The 20,486-nt window shown below is 64.8% G+C and carries 19 protein-coding genes and 1 pseudogene; 9 read left to right on the top strand and 11 right to left on the bottom strand.

The features are described 5' to 3' along the window. Positions 1-71 precede the first annotated feature (71 nt). Positions 72-1,538 carry a glucose-6-phosphate dehydrogenase gene (gene zwf, locus V9L20_RS21250; protein WP_337298114.1) on the top strand — a complete coding sequence of 489 codons (1,467 nt, stop codon included), beginning with the start codon at positions 72-74 and terminating at the stop codon, positions 1,536-1,538. Positions 1,539-1,545: 7 nt separating this feature from the next. Here zwf and ygiD read toward each other — a convergent pair. The 8 genes and pseudogenes from ygiD to V9L20_RS21210 all read right to left on the bottom strand — a co-directional run bounded on the left by ygiD (position 1,546) and on the right by V9L20_RS21210 (position 10,955). Continuing rightward, positions 1,546-2,435, bottom strand: a pseudogene (gene ygiD, locus V9L20_RS21245) (4,5-DOPA dioxygenase extradiol). Positions 2,436-2,536: 101 nt separating this feature from the next. After that, positions 2,537-3,565 (bottom strand): ABC transporter ATP-binding protein, encoded by a 1,029-nt coding sequence (locus V9L20_RS21240; protein WP_337298112.1) that lies wholly within the window; start codon positions 3,563-3,565, stop codon positions 2,537-2,539. Then, the gene (locus V9L20_RS21235; RefSeq protein WP_337298111.1) at positions 3,562-4,632 is read right to left on the bottom strand and encodes an ABC transporter ATP-binding protein; all 1,071 of its coding nucleotides are present in this window, start codon (positions 4,630-4,632) and stop codon (positions 3,562-3,564) included. Before V9L20_RS21235 ends, V9L20_RS21240 begins: the two co-directional genes overlap by 4 nt. 22 nt (positions 4,633-4,654) lie before the next feature. Continuing rightward, entirely contained in the window at positions 4,655-5,566 is a 912-nt protein-coding gene (locus V9L20_RS21230) for an ABC transporter permease (protein WP_258504323.1), read from the bottom strand. Between the two features lie 71 nt (positions 5,567-5,637). Next, positions 5,638-7,221, bottom strand: a complete 1,584-nt coding sequence (locus tag V9L20_RS21225) for an ABC transporter substrate-binding protein (RefSeq protein ID WP_258504322.1) — start codon at positions 7,219-7,221, stop codon at positions 5,638-5,640. Positions 7,222-7,255: 34 nt separating this feature from the next. Then, positions 7,256-8,521: a M20 aminoacylase family protein gene (locus V9L20_RS21220; protein ID WP_337298110.1), complete on the bottom strand. Its 1,266-nt coding sequence runs from the start codon at positions 8,519-8,521 to the stop codon at positions 7,256-7,258. Between the two features lies 1 nt (position 8,522). Beyond that, positions 8,523-9,503, bottom strand: coding sequence for an ABC transporter permease (locus V9L20_RS21215; RefSeq protein WP_337298109.1), 981 nt, complete (start codon positions 9,501-9,503; stop codon positions 8,523-8,525). Between the two features lie 189 nt (positions 9,504-9,692). After that, the gene (locus V9L20_RS21210) at positions 9,693-10,955 is read right to left on the bottom strand and encodes a porin (RefSeq protein WP_337298108.1); all 1,263 of its coding nucleotides are present in this window, start codon (positions 10,953-10,955) and stop codon (positions 9,693-9,695) included. A 281-nt stretch (positions 10,956-11,236) separates the two neighbouring features. On the opposite strand from V9L20_RS21210, the gene coq7 reads away from it, so the two are divergent. Continuing rightward, positions 11,237-11,866 carry a 2-polyprenyl-3-methyl-6-methoxy-1,4-benzoquinone monooxygenase gene (gene coq7, locus V9L20_RS21205; RefSeq protein WP_337298107.1) on the top strand — a complete coding sequence of 210 codons (630 nt, stop codon included), beginning with the start codon at positions 11,237-11,239 and terminating at the stop codon, positions 11,864-11,866. Positions 11,867-11,877: 11 nt separating this feature from the next. On the opposite strand, the gene V9L20_RS21200 is transcribed toward coq7, so the two are convergent. Next, positions 11,878-12,327: an OsmC family protein gene (locus tag V9L20_RS21200; protein WP_337298106.1), complete on the bottom strand. Its 450-nt coding sequence runs from the start codon at positions 12,325-12,327 to the stop codon at positions 11,878-11,880. Positions 12,328-12,593: 266 nt separating this feature from the next. Between V9L20_RS21200 and V9L20_RS21195 the strand changes: the two genes are divergently transcribed. Next, positions 12,594-13,829, top strand: coding sequence for a porin (locus V9L20_RS21195; protein WP_337298131.1), 1,236 nt, complete (start codon positions 12,594-12,596; stop codon positions 13,827-13,829). A gap of 95 nt (positions 13,830-13,924) precedes the next feature. On the opposite strand, the gene V9L20_RS21190 is transcribed toward V9L20_RS21195, so the two are convergent. Then, positions 13,925-15,055, bottom strand: coding sequence for a hypothetical protein (locus tag V9L20_RS21190; protein ID WP_337298105.1), 1,131 nt, complete (start codon positions 15,053-15,055; stop codon positions 13,925-13,927). Between the two features lie 49 nt (positions 15,056-15,104). Between V9L20_RS21190 and ilvA the strand changes: the two genes are divergently transcribed. Continuing rightward, positions 15,105-16,718, top strand: a complete 1,614-nt coding sequence (ilvA, locus tag V9L20_RS21185) for a threonine ammonia-lyase, biosynthetic (protein WP_337298104.1) — start codon at positions 15,105-15,107, stop codon at positions 16,716-16,718. Between the two features lie 12 nt (positions 16,719-16,730). Here ilvA and V9L20_RS21180 read toward each other — a convergent pair whose 3' ends face one another. Continuing rightward, on the bottom strand, positions 16,731-17,375 hold the full coding sequence (locus V9L20_RS21180) for a type II secretion system protein N (protein ID WP_337298103.1): 645 nt from the start codon (positions 17,373-17,375) through the stop codon (positions 16,731-16,733). Positions 17,376-17,424: 49 nt separating this feature from the next. Between V9L20_RS21180 and gspG the strand changes: the two genes are divergently transcribed. From gspG to gspK, 5 genes are read left to right on the top strand one after another with little or no spacing between them, the layout of a single operon-like run. After that, positions 17,425-17,865: a type II secretion system major pseudopilin GspG gene (gene gspG, locus V9L20_RS21175; protein ID WP_258504315.1), complete on the top strand. Its 441-nt coding sequence runs from the start codon at positions 17,425-17,427 to the stop codon at positions 17,863-17,865. Continuing rightward, positions 17,840-18,304, top strand: coding sequence for a GspH/FimT family pseudopilin (locus V9L20_RS21170; protein ID WP_337298102.1), 465 nt, complete (start codon positions 17,840-17,842; stop codon positions 18,302-18,304). The genes gspG and V9L20_RS21170 overlap by 26 nt, the downstream gene beginning before the upstream one ends. Then, the gene (gene gspI / locus V9L20_RS21165; protein WP_258504313.1) at positions 18,301-18,675 is read left to right on the top strand and encodes a type II secretion system minor pseudopilin GspI; all 375 of its coding nucleotides are present in this window, start codon (positions 18,301-18,303) and stop codon (positions 18,673-18,675) included. Before V9L20_RS21170 ends, gspI begins: the two co-directional genes overlap by 4 nt. Further along, positions 18,675-19,358, top strand: a complete 684-nt coding sequence (locus tag V9L20_RS21160; protein ID WP_337298101.1) for a PulJ/GspJ family protein — start codon at positions 18,675-18,677, stop codon at positions 19,356-19,358. Before gspI ends, V9L20_RS21160 begins: the two co-directional genes overlap by 1 nt. Then, a complete protein-coding gene (gene gspK / locus V9L20_RS21155) occupies positions 19,355-20,356 on the top strand; it encodes a type II secretion system minor pseudopilin GspK (RefSeq protein ID WP_337298100.1) in 1,002 nt (333 codons plus the stop codon). The genes V9L20_RS21160 and gspK overlap by 4 nt, the downstream gene beginning before the upstream one ends. Positions 20,357-20,486 lie beyond the last annotated feature (130 nt).

Genomic DNA, 20,486 nt, shown 5'->3' with positions numbered 1-20,486 from the left:
TCATGAATTGGTACAAGTACCATTCGGTTGAAACAGGCCACTCGGCACCAAGACAAAAGGAAATTCGACACATGAGCTTCGATCTCGTTCTGTTCGGCGGTACTGGCGATCTTGCATGGCGCAAGCTGATGCCCGCGCTGTTCCAGGCCTTCAGGCACGGCAGCCTGCCGAAAGACGGACGCATCGTCGGCGTAGCGCGGGACGACCTCTCGGACGACCAGTACCGCGAGCTGATCCAGTCGCGCTTCAATGCCGTCGAAGGCGCCAAGCGCCCCTCGGCCGAAGAGTTCGAGAAGTTCGCCTCGCTGCTGCACTACCTGCGCATGGACTTGTCGAAGCCGGCCGACTACGCGCGGCTTGCCGAGCTGCTGAAGCAGCGCAATGCCGACACCGTGGTGATGTACGTGGCGACGGCACCGGCGCTCTTCACGCAGGTGGTGGAACAGGTTGCCGCGGCGGGCCTGAACGGGCCGGCGACGCGCATCGTGCTCGAAAAACCGCTGGGCCATGACCTGGCATCGAATCGCGCGATCAATGCCGCGGTGTGCAAGGTATTCGAGGAGAAGCAGGTCTTCCGCATCGACCACTACCTGGGCAAGCCTTCGGTGCAGAACCTGTTTGCCATGCGCTTCGGCAATGCGCTGTTCGAGCCGATCTGGCGTCGCGAGCACATTGCCAACATCCAGATCACCATTGCCGAAGACCTGGGCGTCGAAAAGCGCGGCGCCTTCTACGACCAGACCGGCGCCTTGCGCGACATGGTGCAGAACCACGCGCTGCAGCTGGTTTGCGCCATTGGCATGGAGCCGCCGATCAACTCGCATGCCGATGCCATTCGCGACGAAAAGCTCAAGGTGCTGCGCGCGCTCAAGCCCTGGACCCCCGAAACGCTGGGCCTGCATGCCGTTCGGGGCCAGTACACCGCCGGCACGGCCTACGGCGAGCGCGTGCCGGGCTACCGGGAAGAACCCGGCGTGGACCCCGACAGCCGCACCGAGACCTTCGTGGCGCTGCGCACCGAAATCGCCAACTGGCGCTGGGCCGGCGTGCCGCTCTACATTCGCACCGGCAAGCGGCTGGCCTCGCGCGACGCGCGCATCGAGGTCAACTTCAGGCCGACGCCACACGCGATCTACCGCGCGCCTTCGGGCGCGGTCAACAAGCTGGTGATCAACCTGCAGCCGAAGGACGGCCTGGAGCTGCACATGCTTGCGCAGGCGCAGGACAACCGCCGCAGCAACGGCCACCAGAGCGCCGCGCAGCTGGCACCGGTGCAGCTCGACCTGGACTTCGACAAGCGTTTTGGCGCCGAGCGGGTGGGTGCCTACGAACGGCTGCTGCTCGACGTGATCGACGGGCGCCTGAACCTGTTCGTGCGCAGCGACGAGCAGGAAGAAGCATGGCGCTGGGTCGAGCCGCTCATCGACAGTTGGGCATCGGACGGCGGACCTCGCCCGTACGCGGCTGGCACCTGGGGCCCGAGCGCCTCGAGCGCGATGATTGCGCGCGACGGCTTCTCGTGGGGCGAGGAACAGTAGACCGCAGTCAGCCGAACTGGATGCAGCGCATGCTCAGCGTGCCTGACTGGAACCCTTCGTAGATCGTCTTCGCGCGCTCGTTAGAGCCTGCGGCGCCGAGGGCGTAGAGAAAAGGAAAGTAGTGGTCCGGCGTTGCGACAGCGGTCGCGGCGCCCTCCAGCTTTTCGTAGGCGACCAATGCGCGGTCGTCCCGCCCTGCAGCGCGGCCTTCACCGCGTCGTCGAAGCCTTGCGCCCACGGCCGGCTGGCCACGGGACCGTCGGGCGTGCCGCGGTCGGTGGCGCGCAGGTTGTGCACCACGTTGCCGCTTCCCATCACGAGCACGCCCTTGTCGCGAAGGGCCGCAAGGTCGCGGCCGACGGCGTAGTGAAACGCCGCCGGCTTGTCGTAGTCGATGCTGAGCTGGAACACAGGAATGTCGGCCTTGGGGTACAGGTGCTTCAGCACCGTCCACGTTCCGTGGTCCAGACCCCATTGCTGGGTGCCCACCACCGGGGTTTGCTTGACGGCGCCGATGGCTTCGCGTGCCAGCGCGGGATGGCCCGGCGCCGGATAGTCGATGTCGAACAGCGCTTGGGGAAAGCCGCCGAAGTCGTGAATCGTCTTCGGCCGCTCCTGCATACCGACGCCGGTGGCGCCGCGGCTCAGCCAGTGGGCGGACACGCTCAGAATGGCCGAAGGCCGCGGGAGCTCCTTGCCCCACGCGACCAGGCGGCGCGTAAAGGCGTTGTCCGCCAGCGCGTTCATGGGCGAACCGTGGCCGATGAAGATGACCGGCAGGCGGCGCCCGGGCGCACCTGCTGCGGCATGTGACAGCGAACAAAGGGATGCGAGCGTCGCTGTCGCACCGAGCGCGGAGCTCATGAGAAAACCGCGGCGGCCGAGCTCCGTTTGCATCGCTGGGCGGCTGTCTTCGCTCGGGTGCTTCTTCATCATTGTCATGGCCGCACTCTGCGCCGGATTGCCGGACAGGTCAGTGCGTTTACGCACACCCTTGCCTAGATGCGCCCCTCTTCCGCCGCATGGCAAGCCACCTGCACGCCCTTGATGCTCAAGAGCTTCGGCCGCTCGGCCGAGCAACGCTCATTCGCATGCGGGCAGCGCGGATGAAACGCACAGCCAGCAGGCGGATTCAGCGGATTCGGTACTTCGCCCCTGACCGGCGTGCGTGCGCGGCCGGTGTGCTTCATCTGCGGAATCGCATCGAGCAGCATGCGCGTGTACGGATGCTGCGGCTCGGCAAAGAGCTTCTGCTTGTCGGCCACCTCGACCAGCCGGCCCAGGTACATCACGCCGACCTGGTCGGCCACGTGCCGCACCACCGCAAGGTTGTGCGAGATGAAGAGATAGGTGAGCCCCTGCTGGCGCTGCAGGTCCTTCATGATGTTGAGCATCTGAGCCTGCACGCTCACGTCGAGCGCCGAGGTGGGCTCGTCGCACACCAGGAACTCGGGCTGCGTGGCGAGCGCGCGCGCAATCGAAATGCGCTGGCGCTGGCCGCCGGAGAATTGATGCGGGTACTTGCTCATGTCCAGCGGCGAGAGGCCGACGGACTTGAGCAGCTCGCCCACGCGTTCGCGCAGCTCGGCCTTGCCGCTCAGGATGCCGTGCTCGCGCAGCGGCTCGCCGATGATGTCTTCGACGATCCAGCGCGGGTTCAGGCTCGCGTACGGGTCCTGGAAGATCATCTGGATGCGGCGGCGCAGCTTGCGGCCTTCGGGCGTCTTGAACGCGGCGTGCGCATCCTGGCCGTCGAACTGCAAGCCGCCGCGGGTCGGTGCATACAAGCCGACCAGCAGGCGGGCGACGGTGCTCTTGCCGCAGCCCGATTCGCCGACCAGCGCCAGCGTCTTGCCGCGCTCGATGGAAAAGCTCACGCCGTCGACCGCATGCAGCAGCACGCGCGGCTTGCGTTCGAGCACGCGGTTGAGCCAGGGCGGCGACACGTCGAAAGTGCGGGCCAGGTCATGGGCGACGACCAGCGGCTCGCCGCCTTCCGTGCTGCGGGGTTCGAGTACTGCGCTCATCGGGTGACCTCTTCAATCGGCGCGGCCGCATCGGGCACGGCGCGTTCGCCGGCAAGCTGCGCTTCTTGGTGCCGTGCCGCGAGTTCGGCCCGGCCCTTGTGTGGATCGGCGGCATCGTGCAGCCAGCAGGCGGCGCGCGTGGCGCCTGCGTGCATGAGCTCGGGCCGCTCCGTCAGGCAGCGTGCAAATGTGCGCGGGCACCGCGGGTTGTAGGCGCAGCCCTTCGGAATGGCGTTGAGCCGGGGCATGGCGCCGTCGATCTGGTTCAACCGCTCGCGGTCGCTGGCCATGTCGGGAATCGAGGCCATCAGGCCGGAGGTGTAGGGGTGCGCCGGCTGGTGGATCACTTCGTGCACCGGGCCGATCTCGGCGACGCGGCCCGCGTACATCACGGCCACGCGGTCGCAGGTTTCGGCGATCACGCCCATGTCGTGCGTGATCAGCATCACGGCGGCGCCGCGTTCCTTGCAGACGCGCTTGAGCAACTGGATGATCTGCGCCTGGATCGACACGTCGAGCGCGGTGGTCGGCTCGTCGGCCACGATGAGCTTGGGCTCGGCCGCAAGCGCGAGTGCAATCACCACGCGCTGGCGCATGCCGCCCGAGAACTGGTGCGGAAAATGATCGATGCGTTGCTCGGCGGCCGGAATGCCGGTGTCCTGCAGCAGGCCGATGGCGCGGCGCCGCGCTTCGGCTTCGGTCACCGGCAGATGGGCGCGGATGGTTTCCACCAGCTGGCGGCCCACGGTGTAGAGCGGGTTGAGCGATGTGAGCGGGTCTTGGAAGATCGCGCCGATCTTGCGGCCGCGAATGGGGCGCATCGCATCGAAAGCCAGGTTGTCGATGCGCTGGCCTTCGAGCACGATTTCTCCGCTGGCCACGCGGCCCGGCGGCTCGATCAGCCCGATGATGGCAGCGCCCGTGAGCGACTTGCCGGCACCCGACTCACCCACCACGCCCAGGATTTCACCGGGCGCAATATCGAAAGAAATGCCGTCGAGCGCACGCAGCGTACCGCGGCGATGCGGAAACTCGACGACGAGGTTTTTGACCTGGAGCAGCGTCATGATGGCGTTGTCCTTTTTGGTTTCAGCGCAGGCGCGGGTTGAGCGCGTCCCGCAGCCAGTCGCCGAGCAGGTTCACGCTGAGCGCAATCAGCACCAGCATCAGGCCGGGGAACACGGTGATCCACCACTCGCCCGAGAACAGGTACTGGTTGCCGATGCTGATCAGCGTTCCGAGGGAAGGAGATGTCGGCGGCACGCCCACGCCAAGAAACGAAAGCGTCGCCTCGGTGATGATGGCGGTGGCCACCTGAATGGTGGCCAGCACCATCACCGGCCCCATCACGTTGGGCAGCACGTGGCGCAGCATGATGCGCAGCGGCGCCACGCCGGTCACACGGGCGGCCTGCACGTATTCCTTGTTGCGCTCCACCAGCGTGGAGCCGCGCACCGTGCGCGCGTATTGCACCCAGCCGGTTAAAGAGATGGAAATGATGAGCACGCCAAAAGCCAGCGACTCATGGGCGCCCGGAAACAGCGCACGGCCTACGCCTGCAATGAGCAGCGCCACCAAGATGGGCGGAAACGACAGCATCACGTCGCACACGCGCATCAGGAAGGAGTCGAGCCAGCCGCCGAGAAAGCCCGCGAGCAGGCCGAACACGACGCCGACGGTGATCGACAGCAGCACCGAGACGACGCCGACGATCAGCGAAATGCGCGCGCCGTAGATCACGGCCGAGAGGATGTCGCGGCCCTGGTCATCGGTGCCTAGCAGGTACTTGGAAGAGCCTTCGGCGCTCCATGCGGGCGGCAGGCGCGCATCGCCGAGTTCGAGCGTTGCAAGGTCGAAAGGATTGTGCGGAGAGACCCATCCGGCAAAGACCGCACAGAACACGCAGGCCAGCGCGATGAGTGCCGCACCGATTGCCACGGGCGAAGTGCGAAAGCTGTAGCCGACGTCGCTGTCGAGCCAGCGGGCAAGTGTTTTTTTCATCGTGAAGCAAAAGGAATGGGCCCGCAAGAAGCGGGCCCATGGTCAGGCCGCCCAGTGGGCGGCCGGTGGAATCACGGCTTGATGCTCATCCACTTGAAGTACATGAAGTTGTCGGCCAGCTGCACCAGCTCGACCTTCTTGCTCACGCCCCACGCCAGCGACTGCTGGTGCAGCGGCAGGGTGCCGATATCGTCCGCATGGATCTTGAAGGCTTCCTTGATCAGCTCGTTGCGCTTGGTCTTGTCGCTTTCGGACTGGATCTTCTTCGTCAGCTCGTCGAGCTTGGGATTGCAGTACGCACCCAGGTTGAACTGGCCCGTGCCCTTGTCGTCCGGACAGGCGGTGAGCGAGCTCAGCGCGTTGTGCGAGTCGTAGGTGGTCGGGGTCCAGCCCAGCATGTAGAAGCTGGTGTCGCGGCGCAGGATCTTGGGGAAGTAGGTGCCCTTGGTCTCGGCAGCCAGGTTGATCTTGACGTTGATCTTCGCGAGGTTGGCGGCCACGCTCTGGCAGATCTGGCCGTCGTTCACGTAGCGGTCGTTCGGGCAGTTCATCGTCACTTCAAAGCCGTTCGGGTAGCCGGCTTCGGTCATGAGCTTCTTGGCGGCCTCGACGTCGAAGGGCAGGCGTTTGTCCTGCTCGGCGGTCCAGCCGTTGATGCCGGGGCCCACCAGGAGGCCGGTCGGACGGGAAGCGCCGCGCATCACGGTGCGCTGGATGCCGGCAATGTCGATGGCCTGGTAGACGGCCTGTCGCACGCGCTTGTCCTTGAACGGATTCTTGCCCTTGATGTTGGAATACAGCAGCTCGTCGCGCTTCTGGTCCATGCCCAGGAAGATGGTGCGCAGTTCAGGGCCGGTAATGACGCGTGCGTTGGGCGCCGCATTGATGCGCGCAATGTCTTGCACAGGCACCGGCTCCATGACGTCGACTTCGCCCGAGACCAGTGCAGCCACGCGGGTGGCGGGGTTGGCGATGGGCGTGAAGACGATTTCTTGCGCGTTGCCGTCGATCTTGCCCCAGTAGGTGCCGTTGCGCGAGAACACGGTGCGCACGTTGGGCTGGCGCTCGCGCACGCGGAACGGGCCGGTGCCGTTGGCCTTGAACGAGGCGGTGTTCTCGATGCCCTTGCGGCGGTCGACAGGCTTGGTGGCCTGGTTTTCCTCGCACCACTTCTTGCTCATGATCATGGTGAGCGAGATCACGTCGGGCAAGATGGGGAACGGGCCGTTGGTTTCGATTTCGACCGCGAGATCACCGACCTTGCGCACGGCCTTGATGTCGCTCAGCGTGGCGCGAAGGTCGGAGCCGTCGCCCTGCGCACGCGCAAAGCTGAACACCACGTCATCGGCGGTGAACGGCGTGCCGTCGTGGAACACCACACCCTTGCGCAGTTCGAAGCGCCAGATGTTCGGCGAGGTCTGCTTCCAGCTGGTAGCGAGGAGCGGCGCGAGGCTCAGGTCCTTGTTGCGCCCCACCAGGGTTTCATAGACGTTGGCGGTCACGCTCAACTGCAACGACTCGTTGAGCGAGTGCGGGTCGAGCGACAGGGCGTCGCCCTGATTGGCGATGCGGATGGTCTGCGCGCTCGCGACCAGGCTGATGGCGCCCAGGGCGCACAGAACGGTGGCCGCGGCCACTTTCTTCTTGAAACTCATTGGGAACACTCCTCGGGTTGGAATCGGAAATACATCAAGGCGTCGCGGTAGCGGCGTCTTTCACGGGCTGCCCGCTGCGGGTAGCAGCCAGCGGCATGCCCTGCTCGATCAACCCCGCATGCAATGCGGCGCCGAGCGGCAGAATCTCGTCGTTGAAGTCATAGCGGCTGTTGTGCAGGAAGGCGCCGTTCTTCGCGTCCTGGCCAATGCGCAAATAGGCGCCTGCTTTTTTCTGCAGCATGAAAGAGAAGTCTTCGGCGCCCATGCTGGGCTCCATGCTGCGGTCGACATTGGAGGCCCCCACCAGCGACTCGGCCACGTCGGCGGCAAACATCGCCTCGGGCGCGGTGTTGATGGTGGCCGGATAGATGCGCTCGTACTTGATGGTGGCGGTGGCGCCAAAGCCCGCGGCCACTGCCGTGCAGAGCTCGGTCAGCCGCTGCTCGACCTGCGCCTGCACACGCGCGCTGAAGGTGCGCACAGTGCCGACGAGCGTGGCCTCGCCCGGAATGACGCTCATCGCGCCCAGGTCGCCCGCCTGCACGGCGCAGATGCTGACGACCGCCGCATCGATGGGACGCACGTTGCGCGAGACGATGGTTTGCGCGGCCGTGATGATGTGCGCGGCAACCACCACCGGATCGATGGTCTGGTACGCATGGGCACCGTGCCCGCCCTTGCCCTTGATCTCGATGGTGATGCGATCGGCCGCGGCCATCATGGCGCCGCGGTTGATGCCCACGGTGCCGGCCGGCATGCCGGGCCAGTTGTGCATTGCGTAGACCGACTGCACCGGAAAGCGGTCGAACAGGCCGTCTTCGATCATCACGCGCGCGCCGGCAAAGCCTTCTTCGCCGGGCTGGAAGATCAGCACCGCGGTACCGTCGAAATTGCGGGTTTCGGCCAGGTAGCGCGCTGCGCCGACCAGCATGGCCGTGTGCCCGTCATGCCCGCAGCCGTGCATCAGGCCGTCGTTGGCCGAGCGCCAGCCGAAGTCGTTGTCTTCGCGCATGGGAAGCGCGTCCATGTCGGCGCGCAGGCCGATCATTCGCCTGCTGGCCGTGGACTTGCCGCGGATGACGCCCACCACGCCGGTCTTGCCGATGCCCTCGTGGATCTCGTCCACGCCGCAGGCACGCAGCGCCTCGCGCACGCGGCCGGCCGTGTAGACCTCTTCGAAGCCGAGTTCAGGGTGCGCATGCAGGTCGCGGCGAAAGGCCGTGATCTCCGGATAGAAGCTCGCGATGTGCGCAAACGCCCGTCCGGAGGCCTGCAGTCGCGGTGCTGCGACAGCCGTCATCTCAATGTCCTCCCGCCTTGCCAACGCGCAGCCGCGGATCGACCACGAAATACAGCAGGTCGACCACCAGGTTGATCACCACGAAGATGAGGGCAATGAGGCACAGGTACGCCGCCATCACGGGAACGTCGGCAAAGGTGACGGCCTGGATGAACAGCAGCCCCATGCCGGGCCACTGGAACACCGACTCGGTGATGATGGCGAAGGCGATCAGCCCGCCGAGCTGCAGGCCGGTGATGGTCATGACCGGCACCAGCGTGTTCTTGAGCGCATGGCCGAAGTGAATGGCGCGGTTCGAGAGGCCGCGAGCCCGCGCAAACTTGATGTAGTCCGTGCGCAAGACCTCGAGCATTTCGGCGCGGACCAGCCGCATGATCAGCGTGAGCTGGAAGATGGCGAGCGTTACTGCGGGCAGCACGATGTGATGCCAGCCGTCGGCACGCAGGAGGCCGGTGCTCCACCAGCCGAACTGCACGGTTTCGCCGCGCCCGAAGCTTGGGAACCAACCCAGCGTGACGGCAAAGACGAGGATCAGCAAGATCCCGATCAGGAAGGTAGGCAGCGACACGCCGAGCAGCGACACGGTCATGAAGACCTGGCTCAGGAAGGTGCCGCGGCGCAGCGCCGTGTACACGCCCATCGGAATTCCGATGAACAACGCCAGGACGGCGGCAACAAGCGCAAGCTCGAGCGTGGCGGGAAAGCGCTCGCCGATGAGGCGCGACACTTTTGCGCCCTGGCGCAGGCTCAGGCCGAACTCGCCCTGCGCGGCATTGACGAGAAAGTGCCAGAACTGCACGAAGAAGGGTTGGTCGAGCCCCAATGCGGCGCGCAGCTCGCGAATCTGCTCGGGCTTCGCATCCTGGCCCAGCAGAAAGACGACCGGGTCGCCCACGTATTGAAAGAGAAGAAAGGCAATGAACGCAACCGCGATCATGACGATCACGGCCTGGATCAGGCGGCGCAAGACGAAGGCAATCATTCAGCAAACAGAGTGAGCAGGCATGCTAGCAGTGCAAGGTGCGTGCCCGCACGGTGATTCCCCGGGGGTGCACGTCGATGGTGCGTTTACGTGAGGAAACGCACCAGCAAAATCCAATAAAAAAAGCCACTCGACTTTCGTCGAGTGGCTTTGTCTTTCAATTCAAAGCTGGCCTAAGCCAGCCTCAAATTAGAAAGCGTGACGGATACCGAAGTCGTAGCCGGTCGAGTTGCGGGGGGTGAAGACACCGCCACCGGTCACGAACGACGGGCCGCCAACGGTCAGGCTTGCACCGTTCTTGTTGCTGATGCGAGCAACGGTAGCGTACAGAGCCGTGCGCTTCGACAGGTTGTGCACGTAGCCGAGAGCCAGCTTGCTTGCCTTCGGGTCAGCGATCGCGGGTTCGAACGGGCTTTGGACTTCGTTGAAGTCGTACTTGACGCGCGAGTACGAAGCGCGGATCAGGCCAGCGCCAACCGGCACGGTCACGCCGAGCAGGTAGCCGGTCAGGTCCACGTCAGGACGGCCGCCGGTGAACAGCGGAGTCACTTCGTAGTCGATCTTGTTCTTGGCACGCGACAGTTCACCGAAGAGCTTCACGGGACCGAAGTCATACGAAGCGCCGAGGTTCAGCGTGTTGACCTTGGTGGTCGTGCCGATGTAGAACTGATCGCCAACCGTGCTGCTGCCGTAAGCAATTGCGACGTCCAGCGGGCCGTTGGCGTAGCCGAAGCGGCCACCAACGTAACGGCCTTGACGCGAGTTGTTCGCGACATCAGGCGTAGCCAGGCCAGGGCTGTACTTGGTCTTCTCGCTGAAGCCGTATTGCAGTTGACCGTAGAAACCACCCAGGTTCGGCGGCAGGAAGTAGCCGATCGTGTTGCTGGCGCGGGTGTAGTTGTTCTGACCCACGTTGGCGAACGGAGCCGTCGACGCTGCGGGGGTACCGAAAGCACCGAATTGGGCGCCAGCCGTCGAGATGATGTTGGTGCCAACGCCGTTGGTGCCGAACGGATCGAACACGGTGTCGTTCCAGAAGGTCGGGGTGTAGTCGCGGCCGAGGCGGACTTCACCGAAACCACCCGACAGGCTCACGGTCGAACGACGGTTGAACGTCGCGATACCTTGCTGGCCGTCATCGTTGGAGATCGGGGCTTCGAGCCAGAAGCTGGCAGCCAGGCCACCGCCGAGGTCTTCCGTACCACGGAAGCCGATACGGCTGGAGTTGTAGCCCGAGTTAGCCAGTTCGCGACGGCTGACCTTGACGCTGCCTTGGTTCAGGTAGGTCGGAATGCCGAAAGCATTGGGGAAAACCGTCGGGTTCTGGTCACGCGAGGTGGACGAGTAGCCGCTGATCGACGCGTCGACCACACCGAACAGCGTGACGGACGACTGAGCCGAGGCAACACCGGCAACAGCCAGGGCAGCCAGAGCAACTAGAGATTTTTTCATTGCAAGTTTCTCCAAGGTTAAACATAGGGCTCCGGTGCGAAGGGCTCACCGTGACTGGCACTTTGTGCTCCCACCGGACCCCGGGCCAACCTCCTTTTGGGAAGTTGATGCTATTGCACCAGAGCCGCTGCGGCAGGGCAAAACAATTCGCCCGAAAACTCAGGTGGCCCATGCGTTTCGTTGCAGTAGTGCAACAAAGGGCTTGAGCGCCCTCCCGAACCACAATGTGAAATGAAACAAGGTTCCGCCCAGCCCATTTTTGCTTGGGTTCAAATAGACGCATGATCTTTTCGCTCGATCCCGCCCTGGCCGCAGCGGATGCGGCCTTACGTACTCTTTTTGCCCGGCCTCACTCCACCCGGGCCATGCCCCAGCCCGCTCAAGTGCCAGGTGAACTGACTGATTCGGAACGCCGCGAAGCCGGCGCGCTGATGCGAGTGAACCACGTGGGAGAAGTGTGCGCACAGGCGCTTTACACCGCCCAGGCCGCGGTGGCACTCGATCCCGTCCTCCGCACCCGATTGCTTGAAGCCTCCCATGAAGAAACCGATCATCTGGCGTGGACGCGGCAGCGCCTTGACGAGCTCGGCGCCCGGCCTTCGGTTCTGAACCCGCTTTGGTATGCGGGCGCATTCGGCTTGGGACTATTGGCCGGTCGCCTGGGGGATCCGCTGAGCCTGGGGTTCGTTGCGGAAACCGAACGCCAGGTTGAAGCCCATCTGGAGAGCCATCTGGGGCGCCTTCCGCCCGCCGACAGCGCCTCACGGGCTGTGGTCGAGCAGATGAAAGTCGATGAAGCCCGCCACGCCGCTCAAGCCATTGACGCCGGAGCCGCGGAACTGCCAGCGCCGGCCAAGACCCTGATGCGGTTCGCCTCCCGCGTCATGACCACGGTGGCACATCGAATCTGAAGCTTGCCGCCTCAGGTTTCGATCAGATCGAAGCTGGTGGTGATCTCGGCTGTCTTTGCAAGCATGATGCTTGCCGAGCAGTAGGTGTCGTGGCTCATTGCAATGGCGCGCTCGACGGCAGCGGCGGGAATGCCCTTGCCCGCGACTGTGAAGTGCATGTGGATCTTCGTGAAGACCTTCGGATCTTTTTCCGCCCGTTCGCTCGTCAGCTTGACGCTGCAGCGCTCCACGCGGTGGCGGCCCCGCTTCAGGATCAGCACCACGTCGTAGGCCGTGCAGCCGCCTGTGCCCGCGAGCACGGTCTCCATGGGCCTGGGGGCGAGGTTTTGCCCACCGTTTTCGGGCTTTGATGCATCCGGCGCGCCATCCATCGTCAATACATGGCCGCTGCCTGTCTCGGCCACGAATCCCATGGCGGAGCGGGTGCCGGCATCGCCGGTCCAACTTACTGTGCATTCCATCTTGTCAGTTCCAATCAGCCGTCCAGTGAAAAAAGTTCGCTGAGACATCAATTTGTGTGTGGGAAAAGCGTCACTCGCTTGTTGCAACGCAGCAAACAACCGATATACTTTATTTCATCGCGCACGAAGCCGTGCGCACCGGTTGTCTCCTCCACCCTTCCAATTGGTGGATTTAGCCCCGAGCTGCAAAGCTCGGGGCTTTTTTCTTTGCGGTTACTTCGCGCGTCGACACCCACTCTAGTTTTGGTGCCGAAAGGGCAGTTGCTCTGGCTGCCCTGGCTGTTGCCGGTGTTGCCTCGGCTCAGTCGTCCGTCACGCTGTTCGGTGTGGTCGACGCGTCGATCAGCGGCTACTCGTCCACCTCGCGTGACATGTACAACGGCGTCTCGTACAACGCTTTCGGCGTTCCCATGTACAACCCGTTCTACGTCAACCAGGGCCGCGTCAAGACCAGCAAGACCGGCATGGCCAATTCGGGCTACAACTCCAGCCGCCTCGGCTTCCGTGGCACCGAAGACCTCGGCGGCGGCCTGGCTGCCAGCTTCTGGCTCGAAGCCCCCACCACCAACGACGACGGCGCAACCGGTGTTTCGACGTTCGCTCGTCGCTCGACCGTGAGCCTGTCGGGTGGTTTCGGTGAAGTCCGCCTCGGCCGCGACTACACCCCTACCTTCTGGAACGACACCGTGTTCGATCCGTTCGGCACCAACGGCGTTGGCACCAACCTGATCTCGACGGCCAACGGTTTCAACACCGCAGGCGGTGCAGGCGATTTCGGCGGCAACCTCACTTCCACCCGCGCCAGCAATTCGATCGGCTACTTCCTGCCGCCGAACCTCGGTGGCTTCTACGGTCAGGTGATGTACGCCTTCCACGAGAAGACCAAGTACAGCCCTGGCCTGGCCACGCCCGATGTCGCGGACAACTCGCGCGCCGGCCGCTATGTCGGTGGCCGCTTCGGCTACGCCAATGGTCCGCTGGACGTTGCGCTCGCCTACGGCAGCAGCACCGTCGGTGACGACTTCTACGCTGGCGTGACCAACAAGGTCAACACGCTGAACCTCGGCGCTTCGTACGACTTCGGTCCCGCCAAGCTCTTCGGTGAACTGTCGCAAGCCAAGCTGAAGACCGACATCGACGGCAACTTCATCGTCCAGCCGGGCTCCGTGCCTTCGACCAAGCTCAACGGCTGGTTGCTGGGCGTGACGGTTCCCGTGGGTGCTGGCTTGATTCGGGCGTCCTACTCGGCCGTGAAGTACAAGACGGGCCACAGCGATGACTTGTTCTTCAACGACCAACGCGGCAATCCGAAGGCCAACAAGCTGGCCCTCGGTTATGTTCACAACCTGTCGAAGCGCACGGCCCTGTACGCAACGGTGGCTCGCGTGAGCAACAAGAACGGCGCGTCGCTGTCGGTGGGCAACCAGCCTTACATCAGCAACAGTGTCTTCACCCCGAAGAACTCGACCGGCTACGACTTCGGCATCCGCCACGCTTTCTGATCCCGTCTGATCCGATGCTGGCTCCAGCCAGTTCGAGTCGATTCAGTGTCAAGCCGCCCAGCGCAAGCCGGGCGGCTTTTTGGCGTTGTCGTTGCTCAGCTCACGCGGCCGCGCCTGCTTTGCAGCAGCCCCACATTCATTTCTCCGTTCAGCACCGAAGCGTAGAACCGTTCGACCATGTTCACGCTCGTGCGCGCATTGCGCGCCAAGGTCAGCATGTCGATGCCCTGCCCGTACAACAGCCGCAACGTGATCGCGGTGTGGCGCAGGCAATAGAGCGTTCTCGATTGGCCGAGCGGACCTTTCTCCAGCGCCGTCACCTCGAGCGCCCAATGGAAAAGAAAGTTGAGCACCGCGAGCGCGTGTTCACGATTCTTCAATTGCGGCATGAAGATGTAGTCTTCCGCACCGCCACAGCCTTGCTCGCGACGATGAGCAAGCAGGCATTCATAAACCCGCACAGCCGGACGCAAGCTCACGATGGGCTGGCTGTGCCGCTTGGTTTCGGGCAAATTCATTCGCAAATAGACGTGCTTTCCGCGCACGGTCTCTATGTGCTTGTGCTTCATGAGCTTGATGTCGCTCGGACGAACGAAGGTGTTCACCATCCAGCGAATCAACCAGGGAAGCTCCTCCGGCATGACGAGCAACTCGCGCGCAATCCAGAAGCGCTCGCCAGAGTTGAGCTCATCGAGCACCGGATGCGGTTGCCCGCGCAACCTGCGTGCAGCCGCCACAACGGCACGGTACTCCGCAACGCTGAAGCTGCCGCGCGGCTGACTGCGCACCTTGACCTTCGGAAACGCCGGCGCGCTGCGAAGCACACCGATGTTCACGCCATGCGTGATCACCTTGCGCAGCAGCACCAGGTACTGCGCAATGGTCGTGCTGGTGAAGCCCTGTTCTCCCAGATGGTCGATCAGGCGTTGCGCGTCAGGCGTAGCAAATGCCTGCGCCTGCACGGCACCCAGCAGCGGAACGATGTGGGCCCGCAACCGGTTGCCCATCACCTGCCAGGTGGGCCGTCCAATCTCGCCGCGTTGCACCCGCGCAGCCTCTGCCTGCATCAATCCTTTGGAAAGGTCGCTGACAGAAACTGATAACAAATTTTGCTCATTTGTTAACTGATTTGCGGGCGCATGAATCGCGGGATAAGCACGCGCAAAAAATCCCGAATCGTTCGCAGCTAGGGCTCTTTGACTGAGGTTTATGACATTTGTGTCCATGTCATATCCGCAAGCAATCCCGATGCCTCTTATCATCGTCAGTTATCAAATGAAAACTCCCTTGGAAAAAATCGTGCGCGATGCCCCTGTTCCGGCGCTGACGCCTGCCGACTATCTCAGAAAAATTCTGAACGCCCGCGTGTACGACGTGGCGGTCGAATCCGCACTTGAGAAAGCAAATGCGCTCAGCCATCGGCTCGGCAACACGGTGCTGCTCAAGCGCGAAGATCAGCAACCGGTCTTCAGCTTCAAGCTGCGCGGCGCGTACAACAAGATGGCGCACCTCACGCCCGAGCAGCTGGCGAGTGGGGTCATCTGCGCATCGGCCGGCAATCATGCGCAGGGCGTGGCGCTGGGCGCACGAAAGCTGGGTACACGCGCGGTGGTGGTCATGCCGGTGACGACGCCCCGGCTCAAGATCGATGCGGTGCGCGGTTTCGGCGGCGAAGTCGTGCTGCATGGCGACAGCTATTCCGATGCCTATCTGCATGCACTCGAGTTGCAGGCGCAGCAAGGCCTGACCTTCGTGCATCCGTTCGACGACCCCGATGTGATTGCGGGCCAGGGCACCATCGCGATGGAAATCCTGCGCCAGCATCAAGGCCGGCTCGATGCAGTCTTCGTTGCCATCGGCGGCGGTGGACTCATCTCGGGCGTGGCCAACTACATCAAGGCGGTGCGTCCGGAGATCAAGGTGATCGGCGTGCAGATGAACGATTCCGACGCAATGATGCAATCGGTGGCGGCGCGCCAGCGCGTGAGCCTGTCCGACGTCGGACTGTTTTCAGACGGCACCGCCGTCAAGCTTGTGGGCGAAGAGACATTTCGCATTGCCAGCAACCTGGTCGATGAATACATCGCGGTCGACACCGACGCCGTGTGCGCGGCCATCAAGGACGTCTTCGTCGACACCCGCAGCATCGTCGAGCCGGCGGGCGCACTCGCGGTGGCCGCCATCAAGCAATACGTGGCCGGGCACGGCCGCCATGGCGAAACCTACGCAGCCATCTTGTGCGGCGCCAACATGAACTTCGACCGGCTGCGCTTCGTGGCCGAGCGCGCCGAGGTCGGTGAAGAGCGCGAGGCGCTGTTCGCTGTGACCATTCCCGAAGAGCGCGGCAGCTTCCGCCGTTTTTGCGAACTGGTCGGCGAAATGCCGGCCAGCGAATCGCAAGAGGCGGGCTCCACCGGCGGTGCGCTGCGCAACGTGACGGAGTTCAACTACCGCATCAGCGACGCGGCCAAGGCGCACGTGTTCGTGGGCCTGACCACGTCGACGCGCGGCGAATCGACCCTGATCGCACAGACCTTCAACGCCCACGGCTTCGATGCGCTCGACCTCACGCATGACGAGCTCGCCAAGGAGCATCTGCGGCATCTGGTGGGCGGCCGCACGGGCCTGGCACATGACGAGCGGCTGCTGCGATTCGTTTTCCCCGAGCGCCCGGGCGCGCTGCTCAAGTTCCTGAACCTGATGCGGCCGAACTGGAACATCAGCCTTTTCCACTATCGCAACCAGGGCGCCGACTATGGCCGCATCCTGGTGGGCTTGCAGGTGCCGGCCAGCGATGCGGCCGCCTTCGACGCTTTCCTCGAAACGCTGGGCTATCCCTACGTCGAGGAAACCGCGAATCCGGCGTATCGCCTGTTCCTGCAGGCCTGACCGAGCCCTCGCTTATTGCGCGAGTTGCGCAGGTGCCGGCGGTGGCATCTGTTGCGATTGCTGCGGTTGCTGCATTTGCTGCGCAGCCGGATCGGCGGGCGGCGGCGCCATCACCGGAGGAACCGTGGCCGGAAAAAGTCCGCTGGGCCGGGCCGCCGGGGAAGGCGCAGCCGGCATCGTCGGCAAGCCCGGGCTGCCGACGCTGATCGGCGCCCGCACCGGCAACTGCAGCGTGAATGCCGCCGGCCCCTGCGCGCTGGTGCCGAGCGTCGCCGCACGCACCCCCACCGACTGAAGCACGTAGTTGTCGCCAACGCGCGAGCCGACTCGAAACGGCCGTGGAGGCTTGCCGTCGATGGAAATCAGCGCAGCGCCCTGGTTGAAAGGGTCCGCCACCACGCCCGAGAGCGCAAAGCGGCTGGCCGCCTCGGGCGCCGCGGGTGCCGCGTCCGATGCCGAAACCGCGCCGAGCAGCCGCGCGACCGCCTCCGCATCGGCCGAAACCGCCGCTCGCGGCATTGTTGCCGCCGCGGCTACCGGCTCGGCCGGGCTCGCGAGTCGCAGTCCCCAGAACACCGCAGCGCCGGCCGCCAGCGCCCAGAGCCCCGTGGTTGCAACGGGGGCGTGCCAGCGGGCGGCGGAATAGGGACTTGTCATGGCCGCGGATTATCATGCAGCGCGCTTTCCGAAACATGTCATCCAAGCTATGAAAAAAATCCTTCGCGACGCAGCCCGCACCGCCCAGCGCGGCTTCACGCTGATCGAATTGATGGTGGTGCTGGTCATCATCGGCGTGCTCGCCGCGCTGATCGTGCCGAACGTGATCGAGCGCGCCGACGACGCCCGCGTGACCGCCGCCAAGACCGACATCAACAACCTGATGCAGGCGCTCAAGCTCTACCGCCTGGACAACCAGCGCTACCCCACCGCCGAGCAAGGCCTGCAGGCGCTGCTCACGCGTCCGACCGCCGGCCCGGCCGCCCCCAACTGGAAGCCCTATGTCGAGAAGCTGCCGAACGATCCGTGGGGCCATCCGTACCAATACATGAATCCGGGTATCAAGGGCGAAATCGACGTGCTCTCGCTCGGCGCCGATGGCCAAGCCGGCGGCGAGGGCAAGAATGCCGACATCGGCAGCTGGCAGTAGCCGCACCCGCGGCTTCACGCTGCTCGAGCTGATCGTGGTGATCGCGATCATCGCGATGGCCACTGCCGGCGTGAGCTTTGCGTTGCGCGACAGCAGCGCCGCCACGCTCGACCGCGAGGCCGACCGGCTGGCCGCGCTGCTCGAATCGGCCCGCGCCCAGTCGCGCGCAAGCGGCGTGGCGGTGCGTTGGCGCCTCGTGGAAGGCGGCAGCTTCGTCTTCGACGGATTGCCTCCCGACGCACTGCCCAGCGGATGGGCCGCGAGCGGCATCAGCGCCCAGGCTACGCTGGCCAACGGTGCACCGGTCGCCGCCGTGCAGCTGGGCCCCGATCCGATCATTGCCGCGCAGCAGATCGTGCTGTATTCCGAAGGCCCGCCCGCGCGTTCGCTGCGCATCGCGACCGACGGCTTGCGGCCCTTCGCCGTCACCACGCCATGAGCATCCGGCAGCGTTCGGCATGCGGCGGATTCACGCTGATCGAAGTGCTGATTGCGCTCGGCATCGTCGCGCTGGCGCTCGCGGCGGGCTCGCAGGCCACCATGTCGCTCACGCGAAATGCGCAGCGCCAGTCGGACCTGCTGCTGGCCGACCTGTGCGCGGAAAACGAACTCGCCAAGGCGCGGCTCGCGCGGCAAATGCCGGCCGTGGGCGATTCGGGTTCGATCTGCGTGCAGGCCGGCGTCTCGTTCAACGTGACCACCTCCACCATCGCCACGCTGAACCCGAACTTCCGACGGGTGGACGTGCAGGTGCGCGATGAAACCAACGCGCCGGTGCTGCGCATCTCGACCGTGGTGGGCCGCTTCTGATGCGCCGCATCGCAGGCCAGCGAAGCCGCCAGGGCTTCACTCTCATCGAGTTGCTGGTGGCCATCGCCGTGATGGCGCTGCTGGCGCTCGTGAGCTGGCGTGGGCTCGACGGCATGTCGCGCGCCACCACCCAGAACCAGCAACGCGCCGACGCGGTGCTGACGCTACAGACCACGCTGGCGCAATGGAGCGCCGATCTCGACGCCGTGACCGCGCTCGCGCAAACCCGCCCCATCGACTGGAACGGCCGCGTGCTTCGGCTCACGCGCCGCGGCAGCGATGCGGCAGCCCCGGCCATGCACGTGGTGGCATGGACGCTGCGCTCCGGCGCCGACGGCACCCGCTGGCGGCGCTGGCAATCGCCGCCCTTCACCACGCGCGGTGAATGGCAGCAGGCCTGGAACATGGCCGCCTCTTGGGCGCAGGAAGGCGGCGCCGGAGACGTCGCGCTGATGCCGGTCGACAGCTGGCAGCTCTACTACTTTCGCGAAAACACCTGGACGCCTGCAGGCGAGTTGCCGACCGGCGCGCCCAATCCGGCGAACCCGTCCAACCCGACAGGCGCCATCGTGAACATGCCCGACGGCATTCGCCTGGTGCTGAGCCTCGCTCCCGGCGAAGGGCTGGCGGGCACGCTCACGCGCGACTGGGTCAAGCCCACGGTGGGGGCTCCGCGATCATGACCGCGCCCTTCTTTACAAGCCGCCGATGCTCGCATCGCCAACGCGGCGCCGCATTGCTCGCCGCGATGCTCACCGTAATGCTGGTCGCAACCTTCTCCGCAGCGGCGCTTTGGCAGCAATGGCGTGCGTCCGAAGTCGAAGCCGCCGAGCGCGGGCGCGTGCAGGCGGCATGGGTGCTGATCGGCGCGCTCGACTGGTCGCGCCTCATCCTGCGCGAAGACGCCCTCACCGGCGGGCCCGACCACCTGGCCGAGCCTTGGGCCGTGCCGCTCGCGGAGGCGCGGCTCACCAGCTTTCTGTCGGCCGAGAAAAACGTGGCGAGCGACAACCTCGAAGGGCTGCCGGACGCGTTCCTGTCGGGCCGCGTCGTCGATGCGCAATCGAAGCTCAACGTGCTGTCGCTGGTGGACGGCAACAAGCCGGTGCCGGCGAGCGTTGCCACCTTCACCAAGCTGTTCAACATCCTGGGCCTGCCGGCCTCGGAGCTCAGCGTGATGACAAGCTCGCTCGTGCGCGCCCTGGCAACAAGTACCGACCCGGCCGGCGGCGGCGATGCCGGCACCGCGCCGCTCATGCCGCAAGAGGTGTCGCAGCTGGTGTGGCTCGGCCTTTCGCCCTCGACCGCGGCCGCCCTCGAGCCCTACGTGACGATCCTGCCGATTCGCACCCCCCTGAACATCAACACCGCAAGCGCCGAGGCCATCAGCGCCAGCTTGCCTTCCCTCACCATCAGCGATGCGCGCCAGCTGGTCGAGAAGCGCACCCGCTCGTTCTTCAAGCAGATTGCCGACGCCAACACAGCCCTTCCGAACGGCGGCGCGCCGTTCAACGCAGCCCAGCACAGCGTGAGCACCCAGTTCTTCGAGGTCTACGGCCGGCTGCGGCTCGACCGCACCTGGGTCGAAGAGCGCTCGCTGCTGCAGCGCGACGGAGTCACCGTGAAGACGATCTGGCGCAATCGCGGGGCCGGCATGACGGCCCCTCCGGCTAAACCCTGAGTGCGGCTTCTTCCACCAGTTTTTTTACCCCAAAAGCATCGCCCAGTGCCCGTCGCATCTACGTCACACGCTACAAATAAAGTAGCGCCCGCGCAATAACCGCGCCCCTACAATCACCCGCCCTTCCGAA

The organism is Variovorax sp. CCNWLW225 (assembly GCF_037204045.1).
Classification (GTDB): Bacteria; Pseudomonadota; Gammaproteobacteria; order Burkholderiales; family Burkholderiaceae_C; genus Variovorax.
Note: the sequence above shows the minus strand (reverse complement) of the source record. Positions and strands in the feature narration are given on the sequence as shown.

Bases quoted from the DNA above. Each gene is read 5' to 3' on its own strand.
- gspK (WP_337298100.1), top strand. From the start codon at position 19,355: ATGACCGCGCCCTTCTTTACAAGCCGCCGATGCTCGCATCGCCAACGC.
- V9L20_RS21170 (WP_337298102.1), top strand. From the start codon at position 17,840: ATGCCGACATCGGCAGCTGGCAGTAGCCGCACCCGCGGCTTCACGCTG.
- gspG (WP_258504315.1), top strand. From the start codon at position 17,425: ATGAAAAAAATCCTTCGCGACGCAGCCCGCACCGCCCAGCGCGGCTTC.
- V9L20_RS21210 (WP_337298108.1), bottom strand. From the start codon at position 10,955: ATGAAAAAATCTCTAGTTGCTCTGGCTGCCCTGGCTGTTGCCGGTGTT.
- V9L20_RS21215 (WP_337298109.1), bottom strand. From the start codon at position 9,503: ATGATTGCCTTCGTCTTGCGCCGCCTGATCCAGGCCGTGATCGTCATG.
- V9L20_RS21160 (WP_337298101.1), top strand. From the start codon at position 18,675: ATGCGCCGCATCGCAGGCCAGCGAAGCCGCCAGGGCTTCACTCTCATC.
- gspI (WP_258504313.1), top strand. From the start codon at position 18,301: ATGAGCATCCGGCAGCGTTCGGCATGCGGCGGATTCACGCTGATCGAA.
- V9L20_RS21220 (WP_337298110.1), bottom strand. From the start codon at position 8,521: ATGACGGCTGTCGCAGCACCGCGACTGCAGGCCTCCGGACGGGCGTTT.
- ilvA (WP_337298104.1), top strand. From the start codon at position 15,105: ATGAAAACTCCCTTGGAAAAAATCGTGCGCGATGCCCCTGTTCCGGCG.
- V9L20_RS21240 (WP_337298112.1), bottom strand. From the start codon at position 3,565: ATGAGCGCAGTACTCGAACCCCGCAGCACGGAAGGCGGCGAGCCGCTG.
- V9L20_RS21190 (WP_337298105.1), bottom strand. From the start codon at position 15,055: ATGGACACAAATGTCATAAACCTCAGTCAAAGAGCCCTAGCTGCGAAC.
- V9L20_RS21235 (WP_337298111.1), bottom strand. From the start codon at position 4,632: ATGACGCTGCTCCAGGTCAAAAACCTCGTCGTCGAGTTTCCGCATCGC.
- coq7 (WP_337298107.1), top strand. From the start codon at position 11,237: ATGATCTTTTCGCTCGATCCCGCCCTGGCCGCAGCGGATGCGGCCTTA.
- zwf (WP_337298114.1), top strand. From the start codon at position 72: ATGAGCTTCGATCTCGTTCTGTTCGGCGGTACTGGCGATCTTGCATGG.
- V9L20_RS21200 (WP_337298106.1), bottom strand. From the start codon at position 12,327: ATGGAATGCACAGTAAGTTGGACCGGCGATGCCGGCACCCGCTCCGCC.
- V9L20_RS21180 (WP_337298103.1), bottom strand. From the start codon at position 17,375: ATGACAAGTCCCTATTCCGCCGCCCGCTGGCACGCCCCCGTTGCAACC.
- V9L20_RS21230 (WP_258504323.1), bottom strand. From the start codon at position 5,566: ATGAAAAAAACACTTGCCCGCTGGCTCGACAGCGACGTCGGCTACAGC.
- V9L20_RS21225 (WP_258504322.1), bottom strand. From the start codon at position 7,221: ATGAGTTTCAAGAAGAAAGTGGCCGCGGCCACCGTTCTGTGCGCCCTG.